Origin of the sequence: Serratia sp. CY84636, from assembly GCF_052166245.1 — a bacterium.
Classification (GTDB): Bacteria; Pseudomonadota; Gammaproteobacteria; order Enterobacterales; family Enterobacteriaceae; genus Serratia; species Serratia nevei.
The window spans coordinates 182,193-205,025 of sequence record NZ_JBJNOX010000012.1 but is presented as its reverse complement, the minus strand read 5'-3'; the positions used below and the strand labels follow the sequence as shown (position 1 = coordinate 205,025).

Here is a 22,833-nt window from a genome sequence, read left to right as displayed (position 1 = left end):
GCCTCAGGCCTTGTAAAAAGGCCTATCCCCCAGAATGGTCGCGCGGTGCATGATGCGCCGCTGCGGCAGATAATCCGCGTTGGCGTAGTGTTGCGTCACGCGGTTATCCCAGATCGCCACGTCATTTTCCTGCCAGCGCCAGCGCACCTGAAACTCCGGTTTGGTGATGTGAGCAAACAGGAAGTTCAACAAAGCGTCGCTCTCTTTCGGCGCCAGATCGACGATCCGCGTGGTAAATCCTTCATTGACGAACAGCGCCTGCCGGCCGCTGACCGGGTGGGTGCGTACCACCGGATGCAGCAGCGGCGGGTTTTTCTGCACCGCCAGCTGCCAGCGCTGATGCTCCTCTTCACTGCCGCGATGTTTATGTTCCGGGAACGACTTGGTGAAGTCATGCTCCGCACGCAGCCCTGCGAGCAGCGTTCTGAACGGCGCCGACAACGCCTCGTAGGCCGCGATGCCGCTGGCCCACAGCGTATCGCCGCCGGTGGAAGGCAAGGTCTTGGCCGCCAGGATCGCCCCCAGCGGCGGGTTCTCGATAAAGGTCACGTCGGTGTGCCAGTTATCGTTGTCCGGCGGGTTGTCGTCGTGGGTATCGAGCACGATGATCTCTTCCACGTCGGTGGCGTGCGGATAGACCGGATGGATATGCAGATCGCCGAAGCGGCCGGCCAGATCGCGCTGCTGCAGCGGCGTGATCGGCTGATTGCGGAAGAACAGCACCTGATGCTTCAGCAAGGCATGATAAAGCTGTTCAAACTGGCCGTCGCCCAGCGGCCGGGCCAACTCGACGTTTTCCACCAGCGCCCCGATGTAAGGCCCCAGCGGGGTGATATTCAGACGTTCGTTCATTGCTGTACTCCATGCCACGGGGTCAATCGGCGCTGCAGGGCACGCAGCCCCAGCTCCAGCCCAAATGCAATCACCGCAATCACGCCGATGCCGGCCAACACCACGTCGGTCGCCAGAAACTCACCGGCGGATTGCACCATAAATCCCAGGCCGCGCGTGGCGGCGATCAGTTCGGCAGCCACCAGCGTCGACCAGCCGACGCCCAGCCCGATGCGAATGCCGGTCAGGATCTCCGGCAGCGCGCTCGGCAGCACCACGAAACGCAGCACCTGCCAACGCGTGGCGCCCAACGCGCGGGCGGCACGCACCCTCACCTGCGCCACGCTGCGCACGCCGGCCACGGCAGACAGCGTCACCGGCGCGAAGATCGCCAGATAAATCAGCAAGATCTTTGAGGTTTCGCCGATGCCGAACCAAATCACCATCAGCGGCAGATAGGCCAGCGGCGGCACCGGGCGATAGATTTCAATCAGCGGATCGAGGATGCCGCGTACCGTGTCGTTCAGCCCCATGGCAATGCCCACCGGAATGCCGACGATCACCGCCGCCAACAGCGCTACCAGAATGCGCCCCAGGCTGGCCGCCAGATGTTGCCACAGCGTGGCGTCCATAAAGCCTTGCGGGCTGGCGATGGTGATCAACTGGTGCAGCACCTGCTGCGGCGCCGGCAAAAACAGCGGGCTGATCAGCTGCAGCGCCGTTACGCCCCACCAGACGATCAACACCGTCAACAGCGTGGCGCCGCTCAGCCAAACGTTGCGCGGCACGCTGAAACGGCGTGCCGCTTTGCCCTGCGGCTGCCCCGCGGCCTTCAGAGTGGAATGCAGGCTCATAGCAAGGCCTCGCGCTGTTGGAAAACTTTGCCCAGCACGTATTCGCGCTGCGCGATAAATTCAGGATCTGACTTGATGGCGCGGCAGGCTTCGCCGTCGGCATAGCGTTGGCCGAAGTTCAGCGACAGCCGCTCCACCACCTGCCCTGGCCCCGGCGACAGCAGCAGCAGTTCGCTGGCGAGGAACACCGCCTCTTCGATATCGTGGGTGATCAGCAGCACCTGCTTGCCGGTATCACGCCAAATGGTCAGCAACAGCTCCTGCATCTGCTCGCGGGTGAACGCGTCCAGGGCGCCGAACGGCTCGTCCAACAACAACAGCCGCGGATCGGCGGCCAGAGCGCGGGCGATGCCGACGCGTTGGCGCATGCCGCCGGAAAGCTGCCAGATGAAGTGCTGTTCATAGCCCGCCAGCCCCACGCGCTGCAGCATCTGCTCCGCCACCTGGCGGCGCTGCGCCTTGCCGACGCCGGCCAGTTGCAGGCCGAACTCGACGTTGTCCACCACGTTGCGCCACGGCAGTAAGCCCTCATGCTGGAACACCACGCCCCGTTCGGCGCTCGGGCCGTGAACGGGCGTTCCATCCAGCGTGATGCTGCCAGCTGAAGGCTCGATAAACCCGGCGATCAAATTCAGCAGCGTGGTCTTGCCGCAGCCCGACGGGCCGAGCACCACCACCAGTTGCCCGGCGGCGATCTGGAACGACACGTCACGCAGCGCGGGCCGCCCCTGATACTCTGCTGAAAGATGATTGACGTTTAGCATCCTGCTTCCTTACGACTGCGGCGCAGCCTGCACCTGTTTCACAAAGCGGTCGGTCACGTAAGCGCTGTAGTCGCTGTCGACCTGCGGGATCTTGCCCTGCTGCTTGAGGAATTCGGCGGTATCGCGGATCGCCTTGTCCACCGGCTGGCCGAGCTGGGCAACCTGATCCGCCACCGGCAGATAACGGTTTCCCTTCACCAGCTCCGGCACCTGCGCTTCCGGCACGCCGCTCAGGCGCGCCAGCGTGCTGAGGTGGTTCGGATCTTTCAGCCACTGTTCCGGCGCCGCCAGGTAGGCTTTTTGCGCCTGCAGGGCGCTGGCGGCAAAGGCGGTCACCACGTCGGGATGTTTCTCGGCAAAATCTTTGCGCACCACCCACACGTCCAGCGTCGGCGAGCCCCATTCGCCCACCTGCGCGGAGTCGGTCAACACCTTGCCCTGTTTGGCCAGTTCGTTGACCACCGGCGCCCAGACGTAGGCGCCGTCGATGTCGCCGCGCTGCCAGGCGGCGGCGATGGCCGGCGGCTGCAGATTGAGGATCTTCACCTGCTCAGGCTTGATGCCCCAATGCTTGAGCGAGGCCAGCAGGCTGTAATGGGTGGTGGAGATAAACGGCACCGCAATGCGCTTGCCGATCAGATCCTGCGGGCTTTTGATGTCATTTTTCACCACCAGCGCTTCGGAACTGCCGAGCTGCGAGGCGATGAGGAACACTTCGATGGGGAGTTTCTGGCTGGCGGCCACCGCCAGCGGGCTGGAGCCGATATTGCCGATCTGCACGTCGCCGGAGGCCAACGCACGCAGCACGCTGGAGCCGCTGTCGAACTTACGCCAGTCGACGGTCGCGCCGGACCGTTTGGCGAAGCTGTTTTCCGCCTGCGCCACCTTGGCCGGTTCCGCCGACGTCTGGTACGCCACGGTCACATCCACCGCGTAGGCGCTGGTTGCGCTGAGCGACAGCGCCAACAGCGCCGCGTTGCGTAAGGAAAAGAGTTTGCCCGCCATGTTCCGCTCCGTTGATAAAAATCTGTTCAGTTGCTGACAGTTTTATCTGAGCGATGACGGGCTATAAAAGAATAAAAAAGTCTTCTTTATTACCGTGAGTAATATAAACACGGGTTACAGCGCGATACTTCCGTGCAGGAACACATGAGCATAGCCGCCGAGCAGCGTGCGATCCCCGTGCAGTTCGCAGAACAGTTCGCCGCCGCGTGCCGAGATCTGCTGCGCATGCAGCCGATGGCGGCCGAGACGCGCCGTCCAGTAAGGCATCAGCGTGCAGTGCGCGGAGCCGGTAACCGGATCTTCACCGCCGTCGAGCGTGAAATAGCGCGACACGAAGTCCACGGTGTCACCCGGCGCGGTAACGATTACCGCACGCCCGGCCAGCGCGATCAGCGCCGGGATGTCCGGCCGCAGCGCGCGTACCTGCGCCTCATTTTCCAGCACCACCATCAGCGCTTTCGCCTGCCACACCTCCAGCGGCTGCACGCCCAGCAGCGCCGCGAGGCCCGCCGGCTCAGCCACCTTCTGCGGCGGCCGCGCGGGGAAGTCGAGCACCAGCCGTTCCCCGTCCTGCGCATCGCGCTTGACGAACAGCTCGCCGCCGGCCGAACGGAAGCGGATATCCTGCAGCGCCGGATTGATCGCGCTGAACATCACATGCGCCGCCGCCAGGGTGCCGTGGCCGCAAAGATCGACCTCGCGTTCCGGGGTAAACCAGCGGATAGCGGTCATGTCGCCGTCATCCCAGACAAAGCTGGTTTCCGGCAGGCCGATCTCGTTGGCGATCGCCTGCAGCCGCTCCGCCGGCAGCGGCTGCGTCAGCAGGCAAACCCCGGCCGGGTTGCCGCGCAGCCCTTTGCCGGTAAAGGCAACCACGTGATAATAATTTTCCGCCATCGTTCGCTCCTTAATGCCAGATCAGTAACACACAGGCTGCGGTCAACAACCCCATGGAAACGTTGAAGATAACCCAGGCCTTTTTGCTGCGCAGCAGGCGGCCGATCACGGTGCCGAACGCCAGCCAGATAATGCCGGCGACAATGTTGACCACCAAAATGCCCAGCGCGATCGCCGCAATGGATCCGTTGTACTTATCGCCCGCCAGGCTGAAGCTGGCCACCGCCCCCAGCGCCATCAGCCAGGCTTTCGGGTTGAGGAACTGCAGCAGCCAGCCCTGATACAGCCGCACCGGCTGCGGCGGCGCCACGTCGGTTTCCAGTTTTTCATAGGCGGCGGTGGCGACTTTCCACGCCAGCCACAGCAGGTACAGACTGCCGAGGATTTTCAGGATCAGGTGCAGCGACGGGTAGACCAGGATCAGGCTGCCGACGCCGAAAGCCACCAGCAGCAAAATGCTTTGCATGCCGAGCATGATACCGACCATCAGCCACAGCGATCGCATAAAGCCGAAGTTAGCGCCGGAGGTAGTCAACAGCAGGTTATTGGGGCCAGGCGTGATGGCGGCGACCCACAGGAAGCCCAGCATCGAAAGGAATAAACTCGGTTCCATGGCACGGGTGCTCCTCACCCAAGGCGCTTTTTTGCAGTATCATTGTTATTTCTTGGTATTGAAGCTAACAGTGCGCTAGGGATCTCACAATAGCCGCCCACAACATTTTTACTCAGCCTATGCCTAACACCTTTCGCCCTCTGACCGGGGCCAGTAACCCGCACCTGCAAACGCTGTTGCCGCGGTTGGTGCGCCGCCGCGTGTTATTGAAACCGCATTGGCAACGGCTGGAATTGCCTGACGGCGATTTCGTCGATCTCGCCTGGAGCGAAGATCCGGCACAGGCGCGCGACAAACCGCGCGCGGTGCTGTTCCACGGCCTGGAAGGCAGCTTCTACAGCCCCTACGCACATGGCCTGCTCAACGCCTGGCGTGAGCGTGGCTGGCTCGGCGTGGTGATGCACTTTCGCGGCTGCAGCGGCGTGCCCAACCGCAAGCAGCGCATCTACCACTCCGGTGAAACCGAAGATGCGCGCTTCTTTCTGCGCTGGCTGCGCGACCGCTACGGCGAGGTGCCGACCGCGGCGGTAGGCGTTTCGCTCGGCGGCAACATGCTGGCCTGCTATCTGGCGCAGCAAGGCGCCGACAGCCTGCTGCAAGCGGCGGTGGTGGTCTCGGCGCCGCTGATGCTGGAGCCCTGCGCCTACCGCATGGAGCAAGGCTTCTCCCGTGTTTATCAGCGCTACCTGCTGGGGCAGCTGAAACAAAACGCCACCCGCAAGCTGTTGCACTACCCGGACACTCTGCCGCTCAAGCTGTCACAGCTGAACGGGTTGCGGCGCATCCGCGAATTCGACGACGCCATTACCTCGCGCATTCACGGCTTTAGCGACGCTATCGACTACTATCGCCGCTGCAGCGCCCTACCGCTGTTGCCGGCTATTCAGACGCCGCTGCTGATCATCCATGCGAAGGACGATCCCTTCATGACCCATGAGGTGATCCCCGACGTCGCCAGCCTGCCGCGCAATATCGAATATCAGCTGACCGAGTACGGCGGCCACGTCGGCTTCGTCGGCGGCACGCTGAAAAAACCGCACATGTGGCTGGAACATCGCATTCCGGCCTGGCTTTCCCCTTATCTGGACATCCCGACGTGATCATTCCCTGGCAAGAACTGGCAACCGACACCCTGAACAGCCTGATCGAATCCTTTGTACTGCGCGAAGGCACCGATTACGGCGAACACGAACGCTCGCTGGAACAGAAGGTGGAGGACGTGCGTCGCCAGCTGAAAAACGGCGAAGTGGTGCTGGTGTGGTCGGAACTGCACGAGAGCGTCAACATCATGCCGCGCGGCCAGTTCCGCGCCGGGCAGGAAGAAATTTAGTGGCGCTCGGTTCTATGACTGACGGAAAAAATCAGGTAACAATGGGGCATTGCAAACCAGCGCGCGCCATTTTTTCCTGAGATAGAGAGCGTCAACAAGAGCCACAATAATCCCCTGACGCCGGCGCATTCAACACGGAGTGACAACCATCATGTCTGCCAAACATCCCGTTATCGCGGTGACCGGTTCCAGCGGCGCCGGCACCACCACCACCAGCGTGGCGTTCCGTAAGATCTTCCAACAGCTCAACATCCGCGCCGCCGAGCTGGAGGGCGACAGCTTCCATCGCTACACCCGGCCGGAAATGGACGCGGCGATCCGCAAGGCGCGCGATCTGGGCAGACACATCAGCTATTTCGGCCCCGAGGCCAACGACTTCGGCCTGCTGCAGCAGAGCTTTATCGACTACGGCAAGAACGGCACCGGGCGCTCGCGCAAGTATCTGCACACCTACGACGAAGCGGTGCCCTACAATCAGGTGCCGGGTACCTTCACCCCGTGGGAACCGCTGCCGGCGCCGACTGACGTGCTGTTCTACGAGGGGCTGCACGGCGGCGTGGTCACCGAGCACCATGACGTGGCCAACCACGTCGATCTGCTGGTCGGCGTGGTGCCGATCGTCAACCTGGAGTGGATTCAGAAACTGATCCGCGATACCGGCGAGCGCGGCCACTCTCGCGAAGCGGTGATGGATTCGGTGGTGCGTTCGATGGAAGATTACATCAACTACATCACGCCGCAGTTCTCGCGCACCCACATCAACTTCCAGCGCGTGCCGACGGTGGACACCTCCAACCCGTTCGCCGCCAAGGCGATTCCCTCACTGGACGAAAGCTTCGTGGTGATCCACTTCCGCGGGCTGGATCAGATAGATTTCCCCTATTTGCTGGCGATGCTGCAGGGTTCGTTTATCTCACACATCAATACGTTAGTGGTGCCGGGCGGCAAGATGGGGCTGGCGATGGAGCTGATCATGGCGCCGCTGGTGCAGCGGTTGCTGGAAGGCAAGAAGATCGAATAAATGCGTTGAGCGCGGCGCCGGGCCGCGCTCCGTTTCGATTACGCCGGTTGGCGGATCTCGAAGCTGTGGGTCACCGTGGCAGCCTTGTTGAGCATCAGCGCCACCGAGCAGTACTTCTCCGCCGACAGGTTCACCGCACGCTCGACGATCTTGTCGGTCAGGTCCTGGCCGGTAACGATGAAGTGCAGGTTGATATGGGTGAACAACCGCGGGGCTTCTTCGCGGCGCTCGGAGGTCAGCTTCACCTCGCAGTCGCGCACGTCGTTGCGCCCTTTTTGCAGGATGGACACCACGTCGATCGCGCTGCAGCCGCCCACCGACATCAGCACCATCTCCATCGGGCTGGGCGCTTTATCACCGGCGTTGCCGTCCATCAGCACCTGGTGGCCGGAGGCCGATTCCCCCAAAAACGTTAACCCTTCCACCCATTTAACTCTTGCCTGCATTCTGGTCACTCCGGTTGATTTCTTAAAATCAGAGTACGCTTTCGCATAGAAACAGGCAACGTAACCTGATGCTAATCATGCTGAAGCGAGACAACACGAGACACCCGCCTTACTCTGTGCTACAAACAGAGCCGCAATAAATCTTTCCGGGACACTGAATTTCAGGGAAACGCCCAGAGAAAGGCTCCTTTACCGGTATGTTAACAGAATGTAGCTTGCAGCGCTTACGGCAAGTTAATATGCTAGAGCGACAGCGTATTTTTATGACACGCCTCAAAACTTGCCGGTAGCCCTCGCTCATGACTGCGGCTACAGGCGGGTTTTACAGGGAACTCTGACCCCTGTGACACAAGGCAGCGATAACAACAGAGGATAACAGCGAATGGTTCTCGGCAAACCGCAAACAGACCCTACTCTCGAATGGTTCCTGTCTCATTGCCATATCCACAAATATCCATCGAAGAGTACGCTGATTCACCAAGGTGAAAAGGCCGAAACGCTTTACTACATCGTGAAAGGCTCCGTCGCGGTGCTGATTAAGGATGAAGAAGGTAAAGAGATGATCCTGTCCTACCTCAACCAGGGGGATTTCATCGGCGAGCTCGGATTGTTCGAAGAAGGCCAGGAGCGCAGCGCCTGGGTTCGCGCGAAAACCGCCTGTGAAGTGGCCGAAATTTCCTACAAGAAATTCCGCCAGCTGATCCAGGTGAACCCGGACATCCTGATGCGTCTGTCCGCCCAAATGGCGAGCCGCCTGCAGGTCACCTCCGAAAAAGTGGGCAACCTCGCCTTCCTGGACGTTACCGGCCGCATCGCGCAAACCCTGCTGAATCTGGCGAAGCAACCCGACGCCATGACTCACCCGGACGGCATGCAGATCAAGATCACCCGTCAGGAGATCGGCCAGATCGTCGGCTGCTCGCGTGAAACCGTTGGCCGTATTCTGAAAATGCTGGAAGATCAAAACCTGATTTCCGCCCACGGCAAAACCATTGTCGTCTACGGCACCCGTTAATCCCTGAAAAAACGGCGCAGTCTGCGCCGTTTTTTTGTCTGCTCTCTGCCATGTGGCGCCGCCTGATCTACCACCCGGAAATCAACTACGCACTGCGACAAACGCTGGTGTTGTGCCTGCCGGTGCTGTTCGGCCTGCTGATAGGCCAGCTGCAGCTCGGCCTGATGTTCTCCCTCGTGCCCGCCTGCTGCAATATCGCCGGGCTGGATACGCCGCATAAGCGCTTCTTTAAACGACTGATCGTCGGCGGTTCGCTGTTCGCCTTCAGCAGCGTGCTGCTGCAACAGGCCCTGCTGTGGCACGTGCCGCTGCCGGCGCTGATGCTGGGCCTGGCGCTGCTGCTCGGCGTCACCGGCGAAATCAGCCCGCTGCACGCCCGGCTGTTGCCGGCGGCGCTGGTGGCCGCCATCTTCGCCCTCAGCACGGCCGGCACGGTGCCTATCTGGCAGGCGCCGCTGCTGTACGCGATCGGCACCGCCTGGTATGGCTTATTCACCTGGTTCTGGTTCAAGCTGTGGAAAGAGCAGCCGATGCGCGAGACGCTGAGCCAGCTCTACCTGGAACTGGCGGACTATTTCGAAGCCAAATACTCGCTGCTGACCCAGCACACCGATCCGCAGACCGCGCTGCCGCCGCTGCTGGTGCGCCAGCAAAAGGTGATGGACCTGATCAGCCTGTTGTACCAACAGCTTAATTTCCTGCCGCACGCCAACAATCTCGAGCAAAAGCGCCTGCAGCGCGCCTTTCAGGTGGCGATGGACCTGCAGGAGCACATCACCGTCAGCCTGCATCTGCCGGAAGAGGTGCAAAAACTGGTGGAGCAGAGCCAGGCCGAAGCGATCATTCGCCGCAATGCTCAGGTGATCGCCGGCCGGCTGCGCGTGGTGGCGCACGATATTCTCTATCATCAACATTCGAAGCGCTTCTCCATGACCCACGAGCTGGCGGCGCTGGAAAAAATGGCGGCGCAGCATCCCGATAATCCGGTCGGCCAGTTTTGTTATTACCACTTCAGCCGCATCGCCCGCCTGCTGCGCACCCAGCATCCGCTGTACCGCCGCGACCTGATGCCCGGCCAGCACCGCCTGCCGTTTTGGCCGGCGCTGGTCAGCTATCTGTCGTTCAAATCCACCGCCCTGCGCAACGCCGCGCGGCTGGGCGTAACGCTGGCGGTCGGCAGCAGCCTGGGTGCGGTATTCAACCTGCCGAAGCCTTACTGGATCCTGCTCACCATCATGCTGGTGAGCCAAAACGGGTATAACGCCACCCGGGTGCGTATTCAGCACCGTGCGCTGGGCACGATTGCCGGGCTATTGCTGGCAGCCGGGCTGCTGCAGCTGCAGTTGCCGGAGGGAGAAACGCTGAGCATCATGCTGGTGATCACGCTGCTGGCCTACCTGGTTTCGCGCAAGAACTACGGGCTGTCGGTGATTGGCTTTACGGTCACGGCGGTTTACACCCTGCAGTTGCTGGCGCTGAACGGCTCGCATTTTCTGGTACCGCGCCTGATCGATACGCTGATCGGCTGCGTGCTGGCGTTCGGCGGCACCATTTGGCTGTGGCCGCAGTGGCAAAGCGGGCTGCTGCGCAAGAATGCCCATCAGGCGCTGGAGAACGATCAAGCCGCGCTGCGGCTGATGCTGAAGCAACCGGAACCGGACGCCACCGCGTTGGCCTATACCCGCATGCAGGTCAACCAGGCACACAACGCGCTGTTCACCTCGCTCAATCAGGCGATGCAAGAGCCGGGGTTCGCGTCAAACTATCTGGCGGACATGCGGCTGTGGGTCACTCACAGCCAGTTCATCGTCGAGCACCTGAACGCCATGACCATTCTGGCACGCGAGCACTACATGCTGACGCCGAAACTGGCGGAAGAGTATCTGCAGACCTGTGAAATCGCGCTGCAAAGCTGCCAGCAGCGGTTGGAATACGACGGCCCGAGCAGCGGCAACAGCGGCATCATGCAGCCGCCGGATCTGCATCCGGACATGCCCGTTACCGAGATGGAGCGCCATCTGCGGCGCATTTTGTCGCACCTGAGCGTGATGCACACCATTTCGTCGCTGGCCTGGCGCCAGCGCCCGCACCACGGCATCTGGCTCAAGCGCAAACTCCGCGATCAATAAGGGCGCGCGGATGAACAACCTAACAAAGATGTTGGATGATAAAAATTCAAATGACTATTCATAATCTAAAGAGGCCTCTGGTTAGTCATTTTCCGTTATATTATCGTAGTTACAGTAAGTTGTTAATGTAATTATTTATTACACCTGACATAGACTTCAGCAGTATCAAACAACTGTTTGTACTTTCAGAAAAATAAAGGCACCTTTCATTATCCGGTTGATAAACACCACTCATTTCAGCGCGCTGTTTTTTTAATCTTCAGTCGATAAAAAATTGGCAAACCCGCTGAGTATTGAGTGATGCCCTTATCTAACACGGGTTTTATTTAATAGATCTTCAATTCACAACTTCATCAATGATGACTTTATCGTTGGATAAATTAATAACTTCAGAAGAACATATTCCATTAATTCCAAATCAATATAATTTAATCACTTCCTAAAGTGCATTTCTTTTTTATTTTTCTTATACTCCCCGTCAATTGACTTATACTCTTTAAACCCATTCTTTATTAAGAATGGGGCCATTTCATCTAACGAGTCCTCACTTACAGTGATATTAACAGGCTGGTCATTAAACAATGAAAGTGAACTTTCCAATAAAAATGAGCCTAGCCCAAACCTGTTGTATTTTTTGTTAATATAAAAAGTAGATATTTTATTCTCGTCAGGATGCTTCTTCAAAACAGATAACCCAGCCAACTTGTCATTCACAGCTGCAACCAGAGCCAATCGACCACTTGGGATATGATTATGATATGGATGATCATTTCCTTTATTGAAAAACGAATTCTCTATAAAGAAATCCTTATGAAGGCTTTGACTTTCAATTGCATCCTCGATTAACTTTGACTCATACCACGATTGAAACTCGGGATAATATTCGTTAGCGTTTACAAAAAGATTTCTAACTTCACTGTTCGAGAAGTCAGATAGCTCATCAAGCATTAAAAGCTGTATGCTCTTAATCGACAGAGGAATGTTCATATTGAGTTTTTTCAACTCATCTTTATCAAAGCTTTTGAGTGTAAACACTGAACACCCCTCACGTCATCATATAATCGTATATTTTAGTTCATTCAAGAATTAGAATCAACAAAAAATGATTTAATCAAATCATAAAGCCCACAACTTACAATACTTATAATGATTATAACTAGTATGTATATAATAATAGTCTTGCCTGGTGACTCCGTTTGTCTAAACTTTGCCACAGCGATGAAATCCGTCATTCTATAATCACCCCTGGATTCCTTACCTTCGTACTTTTTCTCCCAATGATAGATCATTGATGATTGGTCTTTTTTAAACTTATCTTTCTCGAAATACTTTTGCCATGTCTCTCCTTCAAGTATTCTACATTTTTTATAACTTTGACCAGAATGCGATAACTGATATTCATCAGTTTCATTTCGTATGATAAATAAATGATATCTTGATGGGCAGGCAATCGAATTTGCAAGACTGATTTTCACATCGTTAGGTAGAACACGTAATTCATTAATTCTAAAATCAATTACTATAAGTTCATCTTTATAAGGTTTTAAATATCTATCTGAGTTAATTGTCTTATGAGATAAAGCATCTAACTCTAAAGAAGTTAGCTCATTTAACCTCAATCTCACATAATTTTTAACAAAATCTTCTTCATCATTAAATCCATCAATAAAACTAGATGACAAAATACATTTTGATAGTTTAAATGTTATTTTAGCATGATCGTGATTGACACTCACCATCACTCTGTCATCGTACCTCCCATCTATATCTCTAAACTCCAACCCAGTATTTAAAGCTAGATACTCGTTTTTTTTAGATGCCAGACTATAAACAACATGTTTCGTTTTTATGTTTCTTGTACAACGTATGTGGTCATTAAAAATGGCGGAGACCAGGTCACTGTTCGACTCCATCCTTGTACTTAAATCCTCAATCCGGTCTTTGTTAATGGGGAAAGGGATAAATATATTTAGGTTATAACCTTTTAAATCCTCAGATTTTATATCAGCTTTACCACAAGAAAACTTAATACCTAAATCAATACAGTTAATATCAGGTTCTCTTGTACACCAAAAATTAATGTGTAGCTCATCTATGCACATTGTCGAATTAGCAGTATCATAGTCCTCACCTTCAATCCATACAGCGAAACTTTTAGCCATGTGCAATCCTATTTTACTAAGTATCAAGCCTAAATTTTCCAACAAAATTATAGCACAAACAAAAAAGATTGAAATAAGAAAGAAAATCGGTCGCCACTTTTATGAAAACAATACTGTATTCATCTACTCTTCCAGTCCAGATAAGAAGATAGTTGGTTTTTTTCAGATAGATTCTATAATCAAATTCAATAGTAATAATATCGATGAAAAACTACTCCTTGACTCATGTCTCGATATAAAAGAAATGCTTAGCTATACTTCTGGAAAAGAAGCTTATGGAATTAAGATAAAAAACTTGAAAGTTGTTCAGCCCATTTCATTAGAGTTATTGAGAGATAAATTTCCTAACTTTTCCCCTCCCCAGTCATACTTGTATATAAACAGCAGCATACAGAAGTTCATCGAGGAAAGGATATTGTTTAATCAAAAATAAATAGCTTTCTTTTCATTGTATTTTCCAGATATTATTTCAGTTCGTTCCTTAAAGGTAAAATATAGCAAGCCGAGTCTGAGCATCAATATTCCAAGAGCCCTTTCATTCCGATGTGAAGGGCGAATAGATAAAGCCACATCGTAAAAACCTCGCAGTTAAACCAATAAGTCATTATATCATGCAATAATTGAAGAATTATAAATAATAAAACATAACCATTTAAAATAAAATTACACCTTCCGATGCATTCAGCACAATATAAGCTCGTCTATAAAATATAAAACCAGACTAGAAATAATAGATAATGGTGAGTCATATTATAACTATCTTTAGTGCTCATAATTTTTTGTTGATAGCAATTTTGCACTGCGGCTTAACATAGCCTTATGCCATAAGTAATAGGGCGCGGCATGCCGCGCCCCGTTATTCGCCGCGCGGGCTTCAGGCGTTGATCACATCCTGCACCGCCAGCTCGAACAGCGCCATGCCGGCCTCGATATCCTGCAGCTCCACCACCAGCGCCGGCGCGAAGCGGATCACGTTCGGCCCGGCATTGAGGATCATCAACCCACGCGCGGCGGCGGCGGTGAGGAAGTCGCGCGCCCTGCCGTGATAATGCGGCGTCAGCTCGGCGCCAATCAGCAGCCCCATGCCGCGAATCGCGGTGAAAATACCGTATTTATCGCCGATATGCTGCAAAGCCTGCACATACAGCGCATGACGCTGCTCAATGCCGCTCAGCACCTCCGGCGTATTGATCACGTCCAGCGCCGCCTCCGCCACCGCGCAGGCCAGCGGGTTGCCGCCGTAAGTGGTGCCGTGGGTGCCCACCTGCATCACCGACGCAATGTCTTCGGTGGTCAGCATGGCGCTGACCGGGAAACCGCCGCCCAGCGCCTTGGCGGTGGTGAGAATGTCCGGCGTCACGCCATAATGCATATAGGCGAACAGTTTGCCGCTGCGCCCCATGCCGCTTTGCACTTCGTCGAACACCAGCAGCGCCTGATGTTGGTCGCACAGCTCGCGCACGCCTTTGAGGAAGCCGGCGTCGACCGGCGTAATACCGCCCTCGCCCTGAATCGGCTCCATCACCACCGCGCAGGTGTGGTCGTCCATCACCGCCTTCACCGCCGCCAAATCGTTGAACGGCACGTGCACGATGTCGGCCGGCTTCGGCCCGAACCCGTCGGAGTATTTAGCCTGCCCGCCCACCGACACGGTGAATAGCGTGCGGCCGTGAAACGCGTTATAGAAAGCGATGATTTTAGTTTTGTACGGGCTGTGGCGGGTGATGGCGTAATGGCGCGCCAGTTTGAACGCCGCCTCGTTGGCCTCAGCGCCGGAGTTGGCGAAGAACACCCGATCGGCGAAGGTGGCGTCGATCAGTTTGCTTGCCAGGCGCAGCGCGGGCTCATTGGTGAAGACGTTGCTGGTATGCCACAGGGTTTCGCCCTGGCGTTTAAGCGCCTCGACCAGCGCCGGATGGCAGTGCCCCAGCGCCGTCACCGCGATGCCGCCGGAAAAATCGATGTACTCTTTTCCCTGCTGATCCCAGACCCGGCTGCCTTGGCCACGCACCGGCACAAACTGGGCAGGCGCATAAACAGGCAGGATCACCTGGTCAAAGGTACTGCGGCTCACTGCGGATTTTTCAGTCATTTTCGGCTCCACCCTGAAAGTTTTTCAGCGCTATCGTAATGTCAGATTGAAAACATAATCACGAAATATGCATAAAAAACCAATCAGGCGCAAACGCAAAACGCCTGACGGGCGAAAAAAACGCACCGGAATTAACGCTTGAGGAAATTATCCAGCAGCTGGTGGCCCTGCTCGCTGAGCACGCTTTCCGGATGGAACTGCACGCCTTCCAGCGCCAAAGTGCGGTGGCGGATGCCCATGATCTCGTCGCGTACGCCGTCGCGCTCGCTCCAGGCGGTCACTTCAAAGCAGTCCGGCAGCGTATCGGCTTTCAGCACCAGCGAGTGATAGCGGGTCACGGTCAGCGGATCGCTCAAGCCGCGAAACACGCCGACGCCCAGGTGACGAATCGCCGAGGTTTTGCCGTGCATCACCGCGCGGGCGCGCACCACCTCGGCGCCGAACGCCTGCCCCAGCGCCTGGTGCCCCAGGCACACGCCGAGGATCGGCAGCTTGTCGGCGAAATGACGAATGGCGGCCAGCGAGATACCCGCTTCGTTCGGGGTACAGGGGCCAGGGGAAATCACCAGATGCTGCGGCGCCAGCCGCTCGATATCGGCCAGCTGCAGCTCATCGTTGCGCTTCACCAGCACCTCGGCGCCCAATTCGCAGAAGTACTGGTAAAGGTTATAGGTAAAGGAGTCGTAGTTATCGATCAGCAGCAGCATGTTAGGTCCGGCAGAGAAAAATGCCGCCACAGTGTACTGATTTAACCCGCCGCTGCCGACGATAATTTCCGCTTACTTTTTACGGCCGCCGGTGATCGACCCCAGCACGCCGCGCAGGATCTGGCGGCCGAGATCGCGCGCCATGCTCTTGGCGGCGGTCTGGACGATGCCGTCGCGCTTGCCGCCGCGCGGGCCGGTGGAACCGAACAGCAGCTCGTTCAGGCCGTCCATCAGGCCGCCGCCCGCCTGCTGTTGTTGCTGTTGCGCCTGCTGTTGTTGCTGTTGCGCCTGCGGTTGCTGCCCCTGCTGCGGGGTGCCGACGGTGGCGAAGCCGCCCGACGACAGCTTCTCGTAGGCGGATTCGCGATCGATCATATCCTCATAGCGGCCATACAGCGGCGACTTGTTGATCGCGCTGTTCAGCCCTTCCGCACCAAGCATGCCCATTTTGGATTCCGGCGCGATCACCATCGCCCGCTCCACCACGTTAGGCCGGCCCTTCTCGTCGAGGAATGACACCAGCGCTTCGCCCACGCCCAGCTCGGTGATCGCCGTTTCGGCATCGAAGGCCGGATTGGCGCGCAGGGTTTGCGCCGCCGTCTTCACCGCCTTCTGATCGCGCGGGGTAAAGGCGCGCAGCGCATGCTGTACGCGGTTGCCCAGCTGGCCCAGCACGCTGTCCGGAATGTCCAGCGGGTTCTGGGTGACGAAGTAAATGCCGACGCCTTTGGAGCGGATCAGACGCACCACCTGTTCGATCTTGGTCAACAGCGCCGCCGGCGCATCGTTGAACAGCAGGTGCGCCTCATCGAAGAAGAACACCAGCTTCGGCTGTTCGGGGTCGCCCACTTCCGGCAGGTGCTCAAACAGCTCGGCCAGCAGCCACAGCAGGAATACCGAATACAGCTTCGGCTGATTGATCAGCTTGTCCGCCGCCAGCAGGTTGATCACGCCGTGACCGTTGGCGTCGGTTTTCATCAGATCGTTAATGTCCAGCATCGGCTCGCCGAAGAACTGGTTGGCGCCCTGTTCTTCCAGCGTCAGCAACCCGCGCTGGATGGCGCCGATCGACGCGGCAGAGATATTGCCGTACTGAGTCTGGAATTGTTTGGCGTTGTCGCCGACGAACTGCACCATGGCGCGCAGGTCCTTCATGTCCAGCAACAGCAGCGCATTGTCATCGGCGATCTTGAACACCAGCTGCAGCACGCCGCTTTGCACCTCGTTCAGATCCAACAGGCGCCCCAGCAACAGCGGCCCGAGATCGGAAATCGTGGCGCGGATCGGGTGGCCCTTTTCGCCGTAAATATCCCACGGGATAATGGTGCAGGCCTGCGGCTGCCAGTCGGTGACGCCGATCGCCGCCAGGCGCGCCTGCAGTTTCTCGGAAGGCACGCCCTCGGCGCCGATGCCTGACAGATCGCCCTTCACGTCGGACAGGAACACCGGCACGCCGATGCGCGAGAACTGTTCGGCCATTTTCTGCAGCGTCACCGTCTTGCCGGTGCCGGTTGCCCCGGTGATCAGCCCGTGGCGGTTGGCCAACGCCGGCAAAATCACCAGATCCTGCTCCGGTTTTCCGTCTTTCATCGCTTTGGCGATAATCCGTGGTTCACTCATTTTCTGTTCCTTTGACGCTGACGCGGCGCGAAACGCGCCTGTTGATGCAATAAAGCTATAAGCGCCGCGTAACCCCGTCAAGGACAAACAAAATGGGTACCGTCGGGACGCCCATGATGCCTGTCTTTTCAGAATCCCCCTAAGACCTGCATCACCCCCGCAGCCCCAGTTGCTCTTTCAGCGCCTTCAAATAGCGTCGGCTGACCGGTACAGGATCGCCGGCCGACATGATCATTTCCGCCGCGCCGCCCTCTTCGAAGCGGATCTCGCGCACCTGCTCCAGATTGACCAGATACTGCCGATGGCAGCGCACCAGCGGCGTACGGCTTTCCAGCGTGCGCAGCGTCAGCTCGGTGAAACACTCCATGCCGTCGCTGCGCACCACGAAGACCCCGCTCAGTTTGGAACGGATCGCCAGCACTTCGTCGAACCGCAGCAGATAGATGCGGCTGTGGCCGGTGCAGGGAATGTATTTCAGGTAACCGGCGCTCTCTTCCAGCGCCGCCACGTCCTGCGGTGCACTGCGCTGCCGCAGGCGTTGCAGCGTCTTGCTCAGCCGCTTCGGCTCCGCCGGCTTCAGCAGATAGTCGAAGGCATGCTCCTCGAACGCCTGCACCGCGTATTCGTCGTAGGCGGTCAGAAACACGATGTGCGGCATGCGGTTGGGATCCAGCATGCCGACCATTTCCAGCCCGCTGATGCGCGGCATCTGGATATCGAGAAACACCACGTCCGGCTGCAGCCGGTGGATCTGGCTGATGGCTTCGATGGCGTTGGCGCATTCGCCGATAATCGCGATCTCCGCCTCGGCCTCCAGCAGATGGCGCAGGTTGTCGCGCGCGGAAGGTTCATCGTCAACAATCAGTGCGTTTAACATCAGGCGGCCCTCTCCATGGGGACATTGAGCGTAATGCGGGTGTAGGCGTCCGGCCGGCAATCCACCTGCACGCCATAGCCTTCGCCGTAGCGCACGCGAATGCGTTTATCCACCAGATTCATCCCCAGCCCGCTGCAGTTCGGTTTCGGCTGGAACAGCCCGGCGTTGTCCGTCACCTGCAACAGCAGATGCTCGCCTTCGCAGCAGGCGCCGATTTCGATGCGGCCCACGCCCAACAGATGCGAGGTGCCATGCTTGATGGCGTTTTCGACGATCGGCTGCAGCGAGAACGCCGGCAGCCGCACCGCCAACAGCGCCTCAGGCAGCGATACCGCGATCTCCAGCCGATCGGCGAAGCGCGCTTTCTCGATCTGCAGGTAGGCGTTCACGTGTTCAATCTCGTCCGCCAGGCTGACTTCGTCATCCGAGCGTTTGAGGTTTTTACGAAAGAAGGTCGAGAGGGACTGCACCAGATCGCAGGCGCGCTCGCCATCGCGGCGGATCACCGCCACCAGGGTATTCAAGGCATTGAACAGGAAATGCGGATTGACCTGCGCATGCAACAGCTTGATCTCCGACTGCGCCAGCAGCTGCTTGTGGCGCTCGTACTGTCCGGCCATGATCTGCGCCGACAGCAGGCTGGCGATGCCTTCGCCCAGCGTACGGTTGATGGTGCTGAACAGCTGGCTTTTCGGTTCGTACAGTTTGATGGTGCCGATCACCCGCTGGTTTTCGCCGCGCAGCGGGATCACCAGCGTCGAACCCAGCTTGCAGGCCGGATTGATCGAGCAGCAGTAAGAGAGCTGATTGCCGTCGGCGTACACCACCTCGTTGTTGTCGATGGCGCGATGCGAATGCACTGAGGCGATCGGCGTGCCCGGCAGGTGATGATCGTCGCCGATGCCGATAAACGCCAGCAGCTTGTCGCGATCGGTGATCGCCACCGCGCCGATGCCCAGCTCCTGATAGATCACCCGGGCGACCTTCATGCTGTTCTCCTGATCGAACCCCTGCCGCAGGATGCCCTCGGTGCGCTCGGCGATCTTCAGCGCCTTGGAAGAGAAGGCGCTGGTGTATTTTTCGAACATCGCGCGCCTATCCAGCAGGATTTGCATGAACATCGCCGCGCCGACGGTATTGGCGATCATCATCGGCAGCGCGATGTGCTCCACCAGCTGCAACGCTTCGTCGTAAGGGCGCGCCACCGCCAGGATGATCGCCATCTGCAGCACTTCCGCCACCAGCGCCACGCCGCCGACGAACAGCGGATTGAACAGCAGCTCGATACGCCCCCGGCGCATGGCGATGCTGTGCACAATGCCGCCGACCAGGCCTTCCGACACCGTGGAAATCGCGCAGGCCACATCGGTCATGCCGCCGAGCGTATACCGGTGCAGGCCACCGGTCAGCCCGACCAGAAAGCCCACCGACGGCCCGCCCAGCAGCCCGCCCAGGACCGCGCCTATCGCACGAGTGTTGGCGATCGAATCCTGAATGTGCAGCCCGAAATAGGTGCCCATGATGCAGAACACCGAGAAGATCACGTAGCACAGCAGCTTGTGCGGCAGGCGGATGGTCACCTGCATCAGCGGGATGAACAGCGGGGTTTTGCTCAGCAGATAGGCGATAACGAGATAGACGCACATCTGCTGCAGCAGCAACAGCACCTGGTTAAATTCATACATGGCAGCAACTCATCCAGAGACAACAAAGGGCGAACGCCGGATTTCCGGTCTGATTATTGTCTGCCGATTAGAGCATGGGGCGCGGGAGAAAACAGTGATGAAGGCAAGGCTTCGGGAGGAAGGAGCGGCCGATCCCGGCGGGATCGGCCAAAAAACTTACGGCAGTACCTTGGCCGACAGAATCACCACCGGTTTGGTCGGCACATTCTGGTAAGGGCCGACGTTGCCGGTCGGCACCTGGGCAATTTTGTCCACCACGTCCATGCCTTTCACCACTTTGCCGAACACCGCGTAGCCGAAGTCACGCTGGCCGTGATCCAAGAAGGCGTTATCCGCCACGTTCAGGAAGAACTGGCTGGTGGCGCTGTCCTTGTCGGCGGTGCGCGCCATCGAGATGGTGCCGCGCAGGTTGCGCAAGCCGTTGTCGGCTTCGTTCTTGATCGGCGCCTTGGTGGATTTTTGCTGCATGTCAGCGGTGAAACCGCCGCCCTGGATCATAAAACCCGGGATCACGCGGTGGAAGATGGTGTTGTTGTAGTACCCGCTGTTCACGTAGTCGACGAAGTTCTGGCTGGAAACCGGTGCCTTCTGGCTGTCGAGCGCCAACTCGATATTCCCCGCCGAGGTCGTCAGCATGACGTGGGTCTCACCGGCGGCGAGTGCGGCTGGCGCCACTGCGGTCAGGGAACACAGCGCGACGAAGGTCACTAAAGTACGTTTGAACATTAACGGGTCCTTTCTCTGAGAGACAAACAACGGAAAAGCGCTTTGATTCTAAAGAGCTGTATCGGCAAGTGCCAGCCATTTACCTATATTTACCCAATTACGGGACATATCCTAGGCGGCCCTGAATTTTGCTGCGGAAAGTATGGGCGCAGAAGGCTTTTTTGCCAACCGCATCACGCATTTTTTGCCCCGCGCCACCCTGGGTCGGTTTTTGCGATCTGCCTCCCAGTTTGCACACGCATTGTCGTTACTCTATTTAAATGAGAGCGCTCTCATTATAAAAAGAACGGATACTGAAGCATCCCACGGCGGCGTCGCCGCGCAACCCCTGGAGAAATGACGTGAGTGAATTGATGACTGAAGTCAGCCCCGAGTTTGAAAGCACCATCATGGAACTGCTGGTGTTCTCCGGCAGCGCGCGCAGCAATGCGTTGATGGCGCTGCGGCAAGCGCGCGCCGGCGACTTCGCCGCTGCGGCCAAGCACATGGCCGAGTCCAAAGAGTGGGTGAAGAAGGCGCACCTGATCCAGACCGAGCTGATCGGCCTGGACGAAGGCTGCGGCAAGCTGGCGATCAACCTGATCACCGTGCATGCGCAGGACCATCTGATGAACGCCATGGTGATCCAGGATCTGGCCGACGATATGATCGAGCTCTATCGCCGTCAGTCGCAGACGGAGGGCCGCCCATGAGCACGCTCAAAATCGCCGTGATCGGCGGCGGCAGCAGCTACACCCCCGAACTGGTGGACGGGCTGATCCAGCGCATCGAGGAGCTGCCGGTCACCGAACTGGCACTGGTGGACGTCGAACCGGGCCGGCAAAAAGTGGAAACCATCGCCGCCCTGACCCGCCGCATGCTGGCGCGCCACGGGCTGGAGCAGGTGAAGGTCAGCGTGCACTTCGCGCTGGACGACGCCATTCGCGGCGCCGCTTTCGTGCTGACCCAGTTCCGCGTCGGGCAACTGCCGGCGCGCGCCGCCGATGAACGGCTGGGCCTGAAATATCAGCTGCTCGGCCAGGAGACCACCGGCGTCGGCGGCTTCGCCAAAGCGCTGCGCACCATCCCGGTGATGCTGGATATCGCTCGCCGGGTGGAAAAGCTGGCGCCGGACGCCTGGATCATCAACTTCACCAACCCGGCCGGCATCGTCACCGAGGCGGTGTCTCGCTTTACCAAAGCGAAGATCATCGGCCTGTGCAACGTGCCGATCAGCATGCATCACATGATCGCCAACATGCTGCAGGCACCTTACGCCGACGTACAGCTGCAGTTCGCCGGCCTGAACCACATGGTCTGGGTGCATCGGGTCACGCACCAGGGGCGCGACGTCACCGCCAAGGTGATCGACATGCTGTGCGACGGTGCGGCGCTGACCATGAACAACATCAAGGAAGAGCCCTGGCAGCCGGACTTCCTGCGCGCGCTCGGCGCGATCCCCTGCCCGTACCACCGCTATTTTTACCAGACCCGCGAGATGCTGGCGGAAGAGATGGCCGCCGCCGGCGAGCGCGGCACCCGCGCCGAGCAGGTGATGCAGGTAGAAAAAGAGCTGTTCGAGCTGTATGCCGATCCGCAGTTAAACACGAAACCGGAGCAGCTCAGCTTCCGCGGCGGTTCTTTCTATTCCGAAGTTGCGCTGGAGCTGATTCGTGCTATCCATAATAATCTCGGCACGCAATTAGTGGTCAACACCGCAAACCGCGGCGCAATCCATGGCCTGCCGGACGATGCTGTGATAGAAATCAACTGTATCGTCGATGCTCAGGGCGCACACCCGCTGACCTTCGGCCCGCTGCCGGAGCCGATGCAGGCCCTGACGCAGCAGGTGAAAGCCTACGAACGTCTAACCATCGAAGCCGCGGTGCACGGCGACCGCCGCCGCGGGTTGCTGGCGCTGATCGCCAACCCGTTAGTGGGCAACGCCAACCTGGCGCAGCCGCTGCTGGACGAGGTGTTGACGATAAACGCGCCGTATTTGCCGCAGTTCAGGTAAGCGGCTATACGCAGCCAGACAGGGGTTCGGCGCGCCGAACCCATTTTTTTAGCCGTAATTCAG

At 57.7% G+C, this 22,833-nt stretch carries 22 protein-coding genes; 7 read left to right on the top strand and 15 right to left on the bottom strand.

Features of this window, described 5'->3' with window-relative positions; translation table 11 throughout:
- Positions 1-3: 3 nt before the first annotated feature.
- The 6 genes from tauD to ACJ8QI_RS23410 all read right to left on the bottom strand — a co-directional run bounded on the left by tauD (position 4) and on the right by ACJ8QI_RS23410 (position 4,964).
- Positions 4-852, bottom strand: a complete 849-nt coding sequence (gene tauD, locus ACJ8QI_RS23435) for a taurine dioxygenase (protein ID WP_033636267.1) — start codon at positions 850-852, stop codon at positions 4-6.
- Positions 849-1,685, bottom strand: coding sequence for a taurine ABC transporter permease TauC (gene tauC / locus ACJ8QI_RS23430; protein WP_442533164.1), 837 nt, complete (start codon positions 1,683-1,685; stop codon positions 849-851). The genes tauD and tauC overlap by 4 nt, the downstream gene beginning before the upstream one ends.
- Entirely contained in the window at positions 1,682-2,449 is a 768-nt protein-coding gene (tauB, locus tag ACJ8QI_RS23425) for a taurine ABC transporter ATP-binding subunit (RefSeq protein WP_038878069.1), read from the bottom strand. Before tauB ends, tauC begins: the two co-directional genes overlap by 4 nt.
- 9 nt (positions 2,450-2,458) lie before the next feature.
- Positions 2,459-3,454 carry a taurine ABC transporter substrate-binding protein gene (gene tauA, locus ACJ8QI_RS23420; RefSeq protein WP_060424564.1) on the bottom strand — a complete coding sequence of 332 codons (996 nt, stop codon included), beginning with the start codon at positions 3,452-3,454 and terminating at the stop codon, positions 2,459-2,461.
- Positions 3,455-3,568: 114 nt separating this feature from the next.
- Positions 3,569-4,351, bottom strand: coding sequence for a PhzF family phenazine biosynthesis protein (locus ACJ8QI_RS23415; protein ID WP_342121410.1), 783 nt, complete (start codon positions 4,349-4,351; stop codon positions 3,569-3,571).
- A gap of 10 nt (positions 4,352-4,361) precedes the next feature.
- Positions 4,362-4,964 (bottom strand): LysE family translocator, encoded by a 603-nt coding sequence (locus tag ACJ8QI_RS23410; protein WP_038878079.1) that lies wholly within the window; start codon positions 4,962-4,964, stop codon positions 4,362-4,364.
- 119 nt (positions 4,965-5,083) lie between these two features.
- Between ACJ8QI_RS23410 and ACJ8QI_RS23405 the strand changes: the two genes are divergently transcribed.
- The 3 genes from ACJ8QI_RS23405 to ACJ8QI_RS23395 all read left to right on the top strand — a co-directional run bounded on the left by ACJ8QI_RS23405 (position 5,084) and on the right by ACJ8QI_RS23395 (position 7,315).
- Positions 5,084-6,064, top strand: a complete 981-nt coding sequence (locus ACJ8QI_RS23405; protein ID WP_442533163.1) for a hydrolase — start codon at positions 5,084-5,086, stop codon at positions 6,062-6,064.
- Positions 6,061-6,294 (top strand): YheU family protein, encoded by a 234-nt coding sequence (locus ACJ8QI_RS23400; protein ID WP_004930376.1) that lies wholly within the window; start codon positions 6,061-6,063, stop codon positions 6,292-6,294. The genes ACJ8QI_RS23405 and ACJ8QI_RS23400 overlap by 4 nt, the downstream gene beginning before the upstream one ends.
- A gap of 151 nt (positions 6,295-6,445) precedes the next feature.
- Positions 6,446-7,315: a phosphoribulokinase gene (locus ACJ8QI_RS23395; protein WP_033636275.1), complete on the top strand. Its 870-nt coding sequence runs from the start codon at positions 6,446-6,448 to the stop codon at positions 7,313-7,315.
- A gap of 38 nt (positions 7,316-7,353) precedes the next feature.
- Here ACJ8QI_RS23395 and ACJ8QI_RS23390 read toward each other — a convergent pair whose 3' ends face one another.
- Positions 7,354-7,761: an OsmC family protein gene (locus ACJ8QI_RS23390; protein ID WP_004930372.1), complete on the bottom strand. Its 408-nt coding sequence runs from the start codon at positions 7,759-7,761 to the stop codon at positions 7,354-7,356.
- 382 nt (positions 7,762-8,143) lie between these two features.
- Here ACJ8QI_RS23390 and crp point away from each other — a divergent pair, with 382 nt between their 5' ends.
- Positions 8,144-8,776 carry a cAMP-activated global transcriptional regulator CRP gene (gene crp / locus ACJ8QI_RS23385; RefSeq protein WP_004090925.1) on the top strand — a complete coding sequence of 211 codons (633 nt, stop codon included), beginning with the start codon at positions 8,144-8,146 and terminating at the stop codon, positions 8,774-8,776.
- Positions 8,777-8,826: 50 nt separating this feature from the next.
- Entirely contained in the window at positions 8,827-10,905 is a 2,079-nt protein-coding gene (locus tag ACJ8QI_RS23380) for a YccS/YhfK family putative transporter (RefSeq protein ID WP_060424556.1), read from the top strand.
- Between the two features lie 432 nt (positions 10,906-11,337).
- On the opposite strand, the gene ACJ8QI_RS23375 is transcribed toward ACJ8QI_RS23380, so the two are convergent.
- From ACJ8QI_RS23375 to ppiA, 8 genes are all read right to left on the bottom strand, one after another.
- Positions 11,338-11,940: a GNAT family N-acetyltransferase gene (locus tag ACJ8QI_RS23375; RefSeq protein WP_442533162.1), complete on the bottom strand. Its 603-nt coding sequence runs from the start codon at positions 11,938-11,940 to the stop codon at positions 11,338-11,340.
- 44 nt (positions 11,941-11,984) lie between these two features.
- Positions 11,985-13,067 carry a hypothetical protein gene (locus ACJ8QI_RS23370; RefSeq protein ID WP_442533161.1) on the bottom strand — a complete coding sequence of 361 codons (1,083 nt, stop codon included), beginning with the start codon at positions 13,065-13,067 and terminating at the stop codon, positions 11,985-11,987.
- An 874-nt stretch (positions 13,068-13,941) separates the two neighbouring features.
- Entirely contained in the window at positions 13,942-15,159 is a 1,218-nt protein-coding gene (gene argD, locus ACJ8QI_RS23365) for a bifunctional acetylornithine/succinyldiaminopimelate transaminase (RefSeq protein ID WP_197827341.1), read from the bottom strand.
- A gap of 131 nt (positions 15,160-15,290) precedes the next feature.
- The gene (locus ACJ8QI_RS23360) at positions 15,291-15,866 is read right to left on the bottom strand and encodes an aminodeoxychorismate synthase component II (protein ID WP_084827108.1); all 576 of its coding nucleotides are present in this window, start codon (positions 15,864-15,866) and stop codon (positions 15,291-15,293) included.
- Between the two features lie 72 nt (positions 15,867-15,938).
- Positions 15,939-17,486 (bottom strand): helicase HerA-like domain-containing protein, encoded by a 1,548-nt coding sequence (locus tag ACJ8QI_RS23355; protein ID WP_442533160.1) that lies wholly within the window; start codon positions 17,484-17,486, stop codon positions 15,939-15,941.
- Between the two features lie 151 nt (positions 17,487-17,637).
- Positions 17,638-18,363 (bottom strand): two-component system response regulator BtsR, encoded by a 726-nt coding sequence (gene btsR / locus ACJ8QI_RS23350; RefSeq protein ID WP_047729698.1) that lies wholly within the window; start codon positions 18,361-18,363, stop codon positions 17,638-17,640.
- Positions 18,363-20,048 (bottom strand): sensor histidine kinase, encoded by a 1,686-nt coding sequence (locus ACJ8QI_RS23345; RefSeq protein WP_033636285.1) that lies wholly within the window; start codon positions 20,046-20,048, stop codon positions 18,363-18,365. The genes btsR and ACJ8QI_RS23345 overlap by 1 nt, the downstream gene beginning before the upstream one ends.
- 156 nt (positions 20,049-20,204) lie before the next feature.
- A complete protein-coding gene (ppiA, locus tag ACJ8QI_RS23340; RefSeq protein ID WP_038878108.1) occupies positions 20,205-20,774 on the bottom strand; it encodes a peptidylprolyl isomerase A in 570 nt (189 codons plus the stop codon).
- Between the two features lie 353 nt (positions 20,775-21,127).
- On the opposite strand from ppiA, the gene ACJ8QI_RS23335 reads away from it, so the two are divergent.
- A complete protein-coding gene (locus ACJ8QI_RS23335) occupies positions 21,128-21,466 on the top strand; it encodes a PTS lactose/cellobiose transporter subunit IIA (protein WP_038878111.1) in 339 nt (112 codons plus the stop codon).
- The gene (locus tag ACJ8QI_RS23330; protein WP_164268679.1) at positions 21,463-22,770 is read left to right on the top strand and encodes a 6-phospho-beta-glucosidase; all 1,308 of its coding nucleotides are present in this window, start codon (positions 21,463-21,465) and stop codon (positions 22,768-22,770) included. Before ACJ8QI_RS23335 ends, ACJ8QI_RS23330 begins: the two co-directional genes overlap by 4 nt.
- The last annotated feature ends 63 nt before the right edge of the window (positions 22,771-22,833 follow it).

What these genes read in the sequence shown, in the direction of transcription:
- ACJ8QI_RS23415 (WP_342121410.1), bottom strand. Translation starts at nt 4,351, where the DNA reads ATGGCGGAAAATTATTATCACGTGGTTGCCTTTACCGGCAAAGGGCTG.
- ACJ8QI_RS23355 (WP_442533160.1), bottom strand. Translation starts at nt 17,486, where the DNA reads ATGAGTGAACCACGGATTATCGCCAAAGCGATGAAAGACGGAAAACCG.
- btsR (WP_047729698.1), bottom strand. Translation starts at nt 18,363, where the DNA reads ATGTTAAACGCACTGATTGTTGACGATGAACCTTCCGCGCGCGACAAC.
- tauC (WP_442533164.1), bottom strand. Translation starts at nt 1,685, where the DNA reads ATGAGCCTGCATTCCACTCTGAAGGCCGCGGGGCAGCCGCAGGGCAAA.
- ACJ8QI_RS23370 (WP_442533161.1), bottom strand. Translation starts at nt 13,067, where the DNA reads ATGGCTAAAAGTTTCGCTGTATGGATTGAAGGTGAGGACTATGATACT.
- ACJ8QI_RS23390 (WP_004930372.1), bottom strand. Translation starts at nt 7,761, where the DNA reads ATGCAGGCAAGAGTTAAATGGGTGGAAGGGTTAACGTTTTTGGGGGAA.
- ACJ8QI_RS23345 (WP_033636285.1), bottom strand. Translation starts at nt 20,048, where the DNA reads ATGTATGAATTTAACCAGGTGCTGTTGCTGCTGCAGCAGATGTGCGTC.
- tauA (WP_060424564.1), bottom strand. Translation starts at nt 3,454, where the DNA reads ATGGCGGGCAAACTCTTTTCCTTACGCAACGCGGCGCTGTTGGCGCTG.
- argD (WP_197827341.1), bottom strand. Translation starts at nt 15,159, where the DNA reads ATGACTGAAAAATCCGCAGTGAGCCGCAGTACCTTTGACCAGGTGATC.
- ACJ8QI_RS23335 (WP_038878111.1), top strand. Translation starts at nt 21,128, where the DNA reads ATGACTGAAGTCAGCCCCGAGTTTGAAAGCACCATCATGGAACTGCTG.
- tauD (WP_033636267.1), bottom strand. Translation starts at nt 852, where the DNA reads ATGAACGAACGTCTGAATATCACCCCGCTGGGGCCTTACATCGGGGCG.
- ACJ8QI_RS23395 (WP_033636275.1), top strand. Translation starts at nt 6,446, where the DNA reads ATGTCTGCCAAACATCCCGTTATCGCGGTGACCGGTTCCAGCGGCGCC.
- ACJ8QI_RS23380 (WP_060424556.1), top strand. Translation starts at nt 8,827, where the DNA reads ATGTGGCGCCGCCTGATCTACCACCCGGAAATCAACTACGCACTGCGA.
- ppiA (WP_038878108.1), bottom strand. Translation starts at nt 20,774, where the DNA reads ATGTTCAAACGTACTTTAGTGACCTTCGTCGCGCTGTGTTCCCTGACC.
- crp (WP_004090925.1), top strand. Translation starts at nt 8,144, where the DNA reads ATGGTTCTCGGCAAACCGCAAACAGACCCTACTCTCGAATGGTTCCTG.
- ACJ8QI_RS23360 (WP_084827108.1), bottom strand. Translation starts at nt 15,866, where the DNA reads ATGCTGCTGCTGATCGATAACTACGACTCCTTTACCTATAACCTTTAC.
- ACJ8QI_RS23405 (WP_442533163.1), top strand. Translation starts at nt 5,084, where the DNA reads ATGCCTAACACCTTTCGCCCTCTGACCGGGGCCAGTAACCCGCACCTG.
- ACJ8QI_RS23410 (WP_038878079.1), bottom strand. Translation starts at nt 4,964, where the DNA reads ATGGAACCGAGTTTATTCCTTTCGATGCTGGGCTTCCTGTGGGTCGCC.
- tauB (WP_038878069.1), bottom strand. Translation starts at nt 2,449, where the DNA reads ATGCTAAACGTCAATCATCTTTCAGCAGAGTATCAGGGGCGGCCCGCG.
- ACJ8QI_RS23330 (WP_164268679.1), top strand. Translation starts at nt 21,463, where the DNA reads ATGAGCACGCTCAAAATCGCCGTGATCGGCGGCGGCAGCAGCTACACC.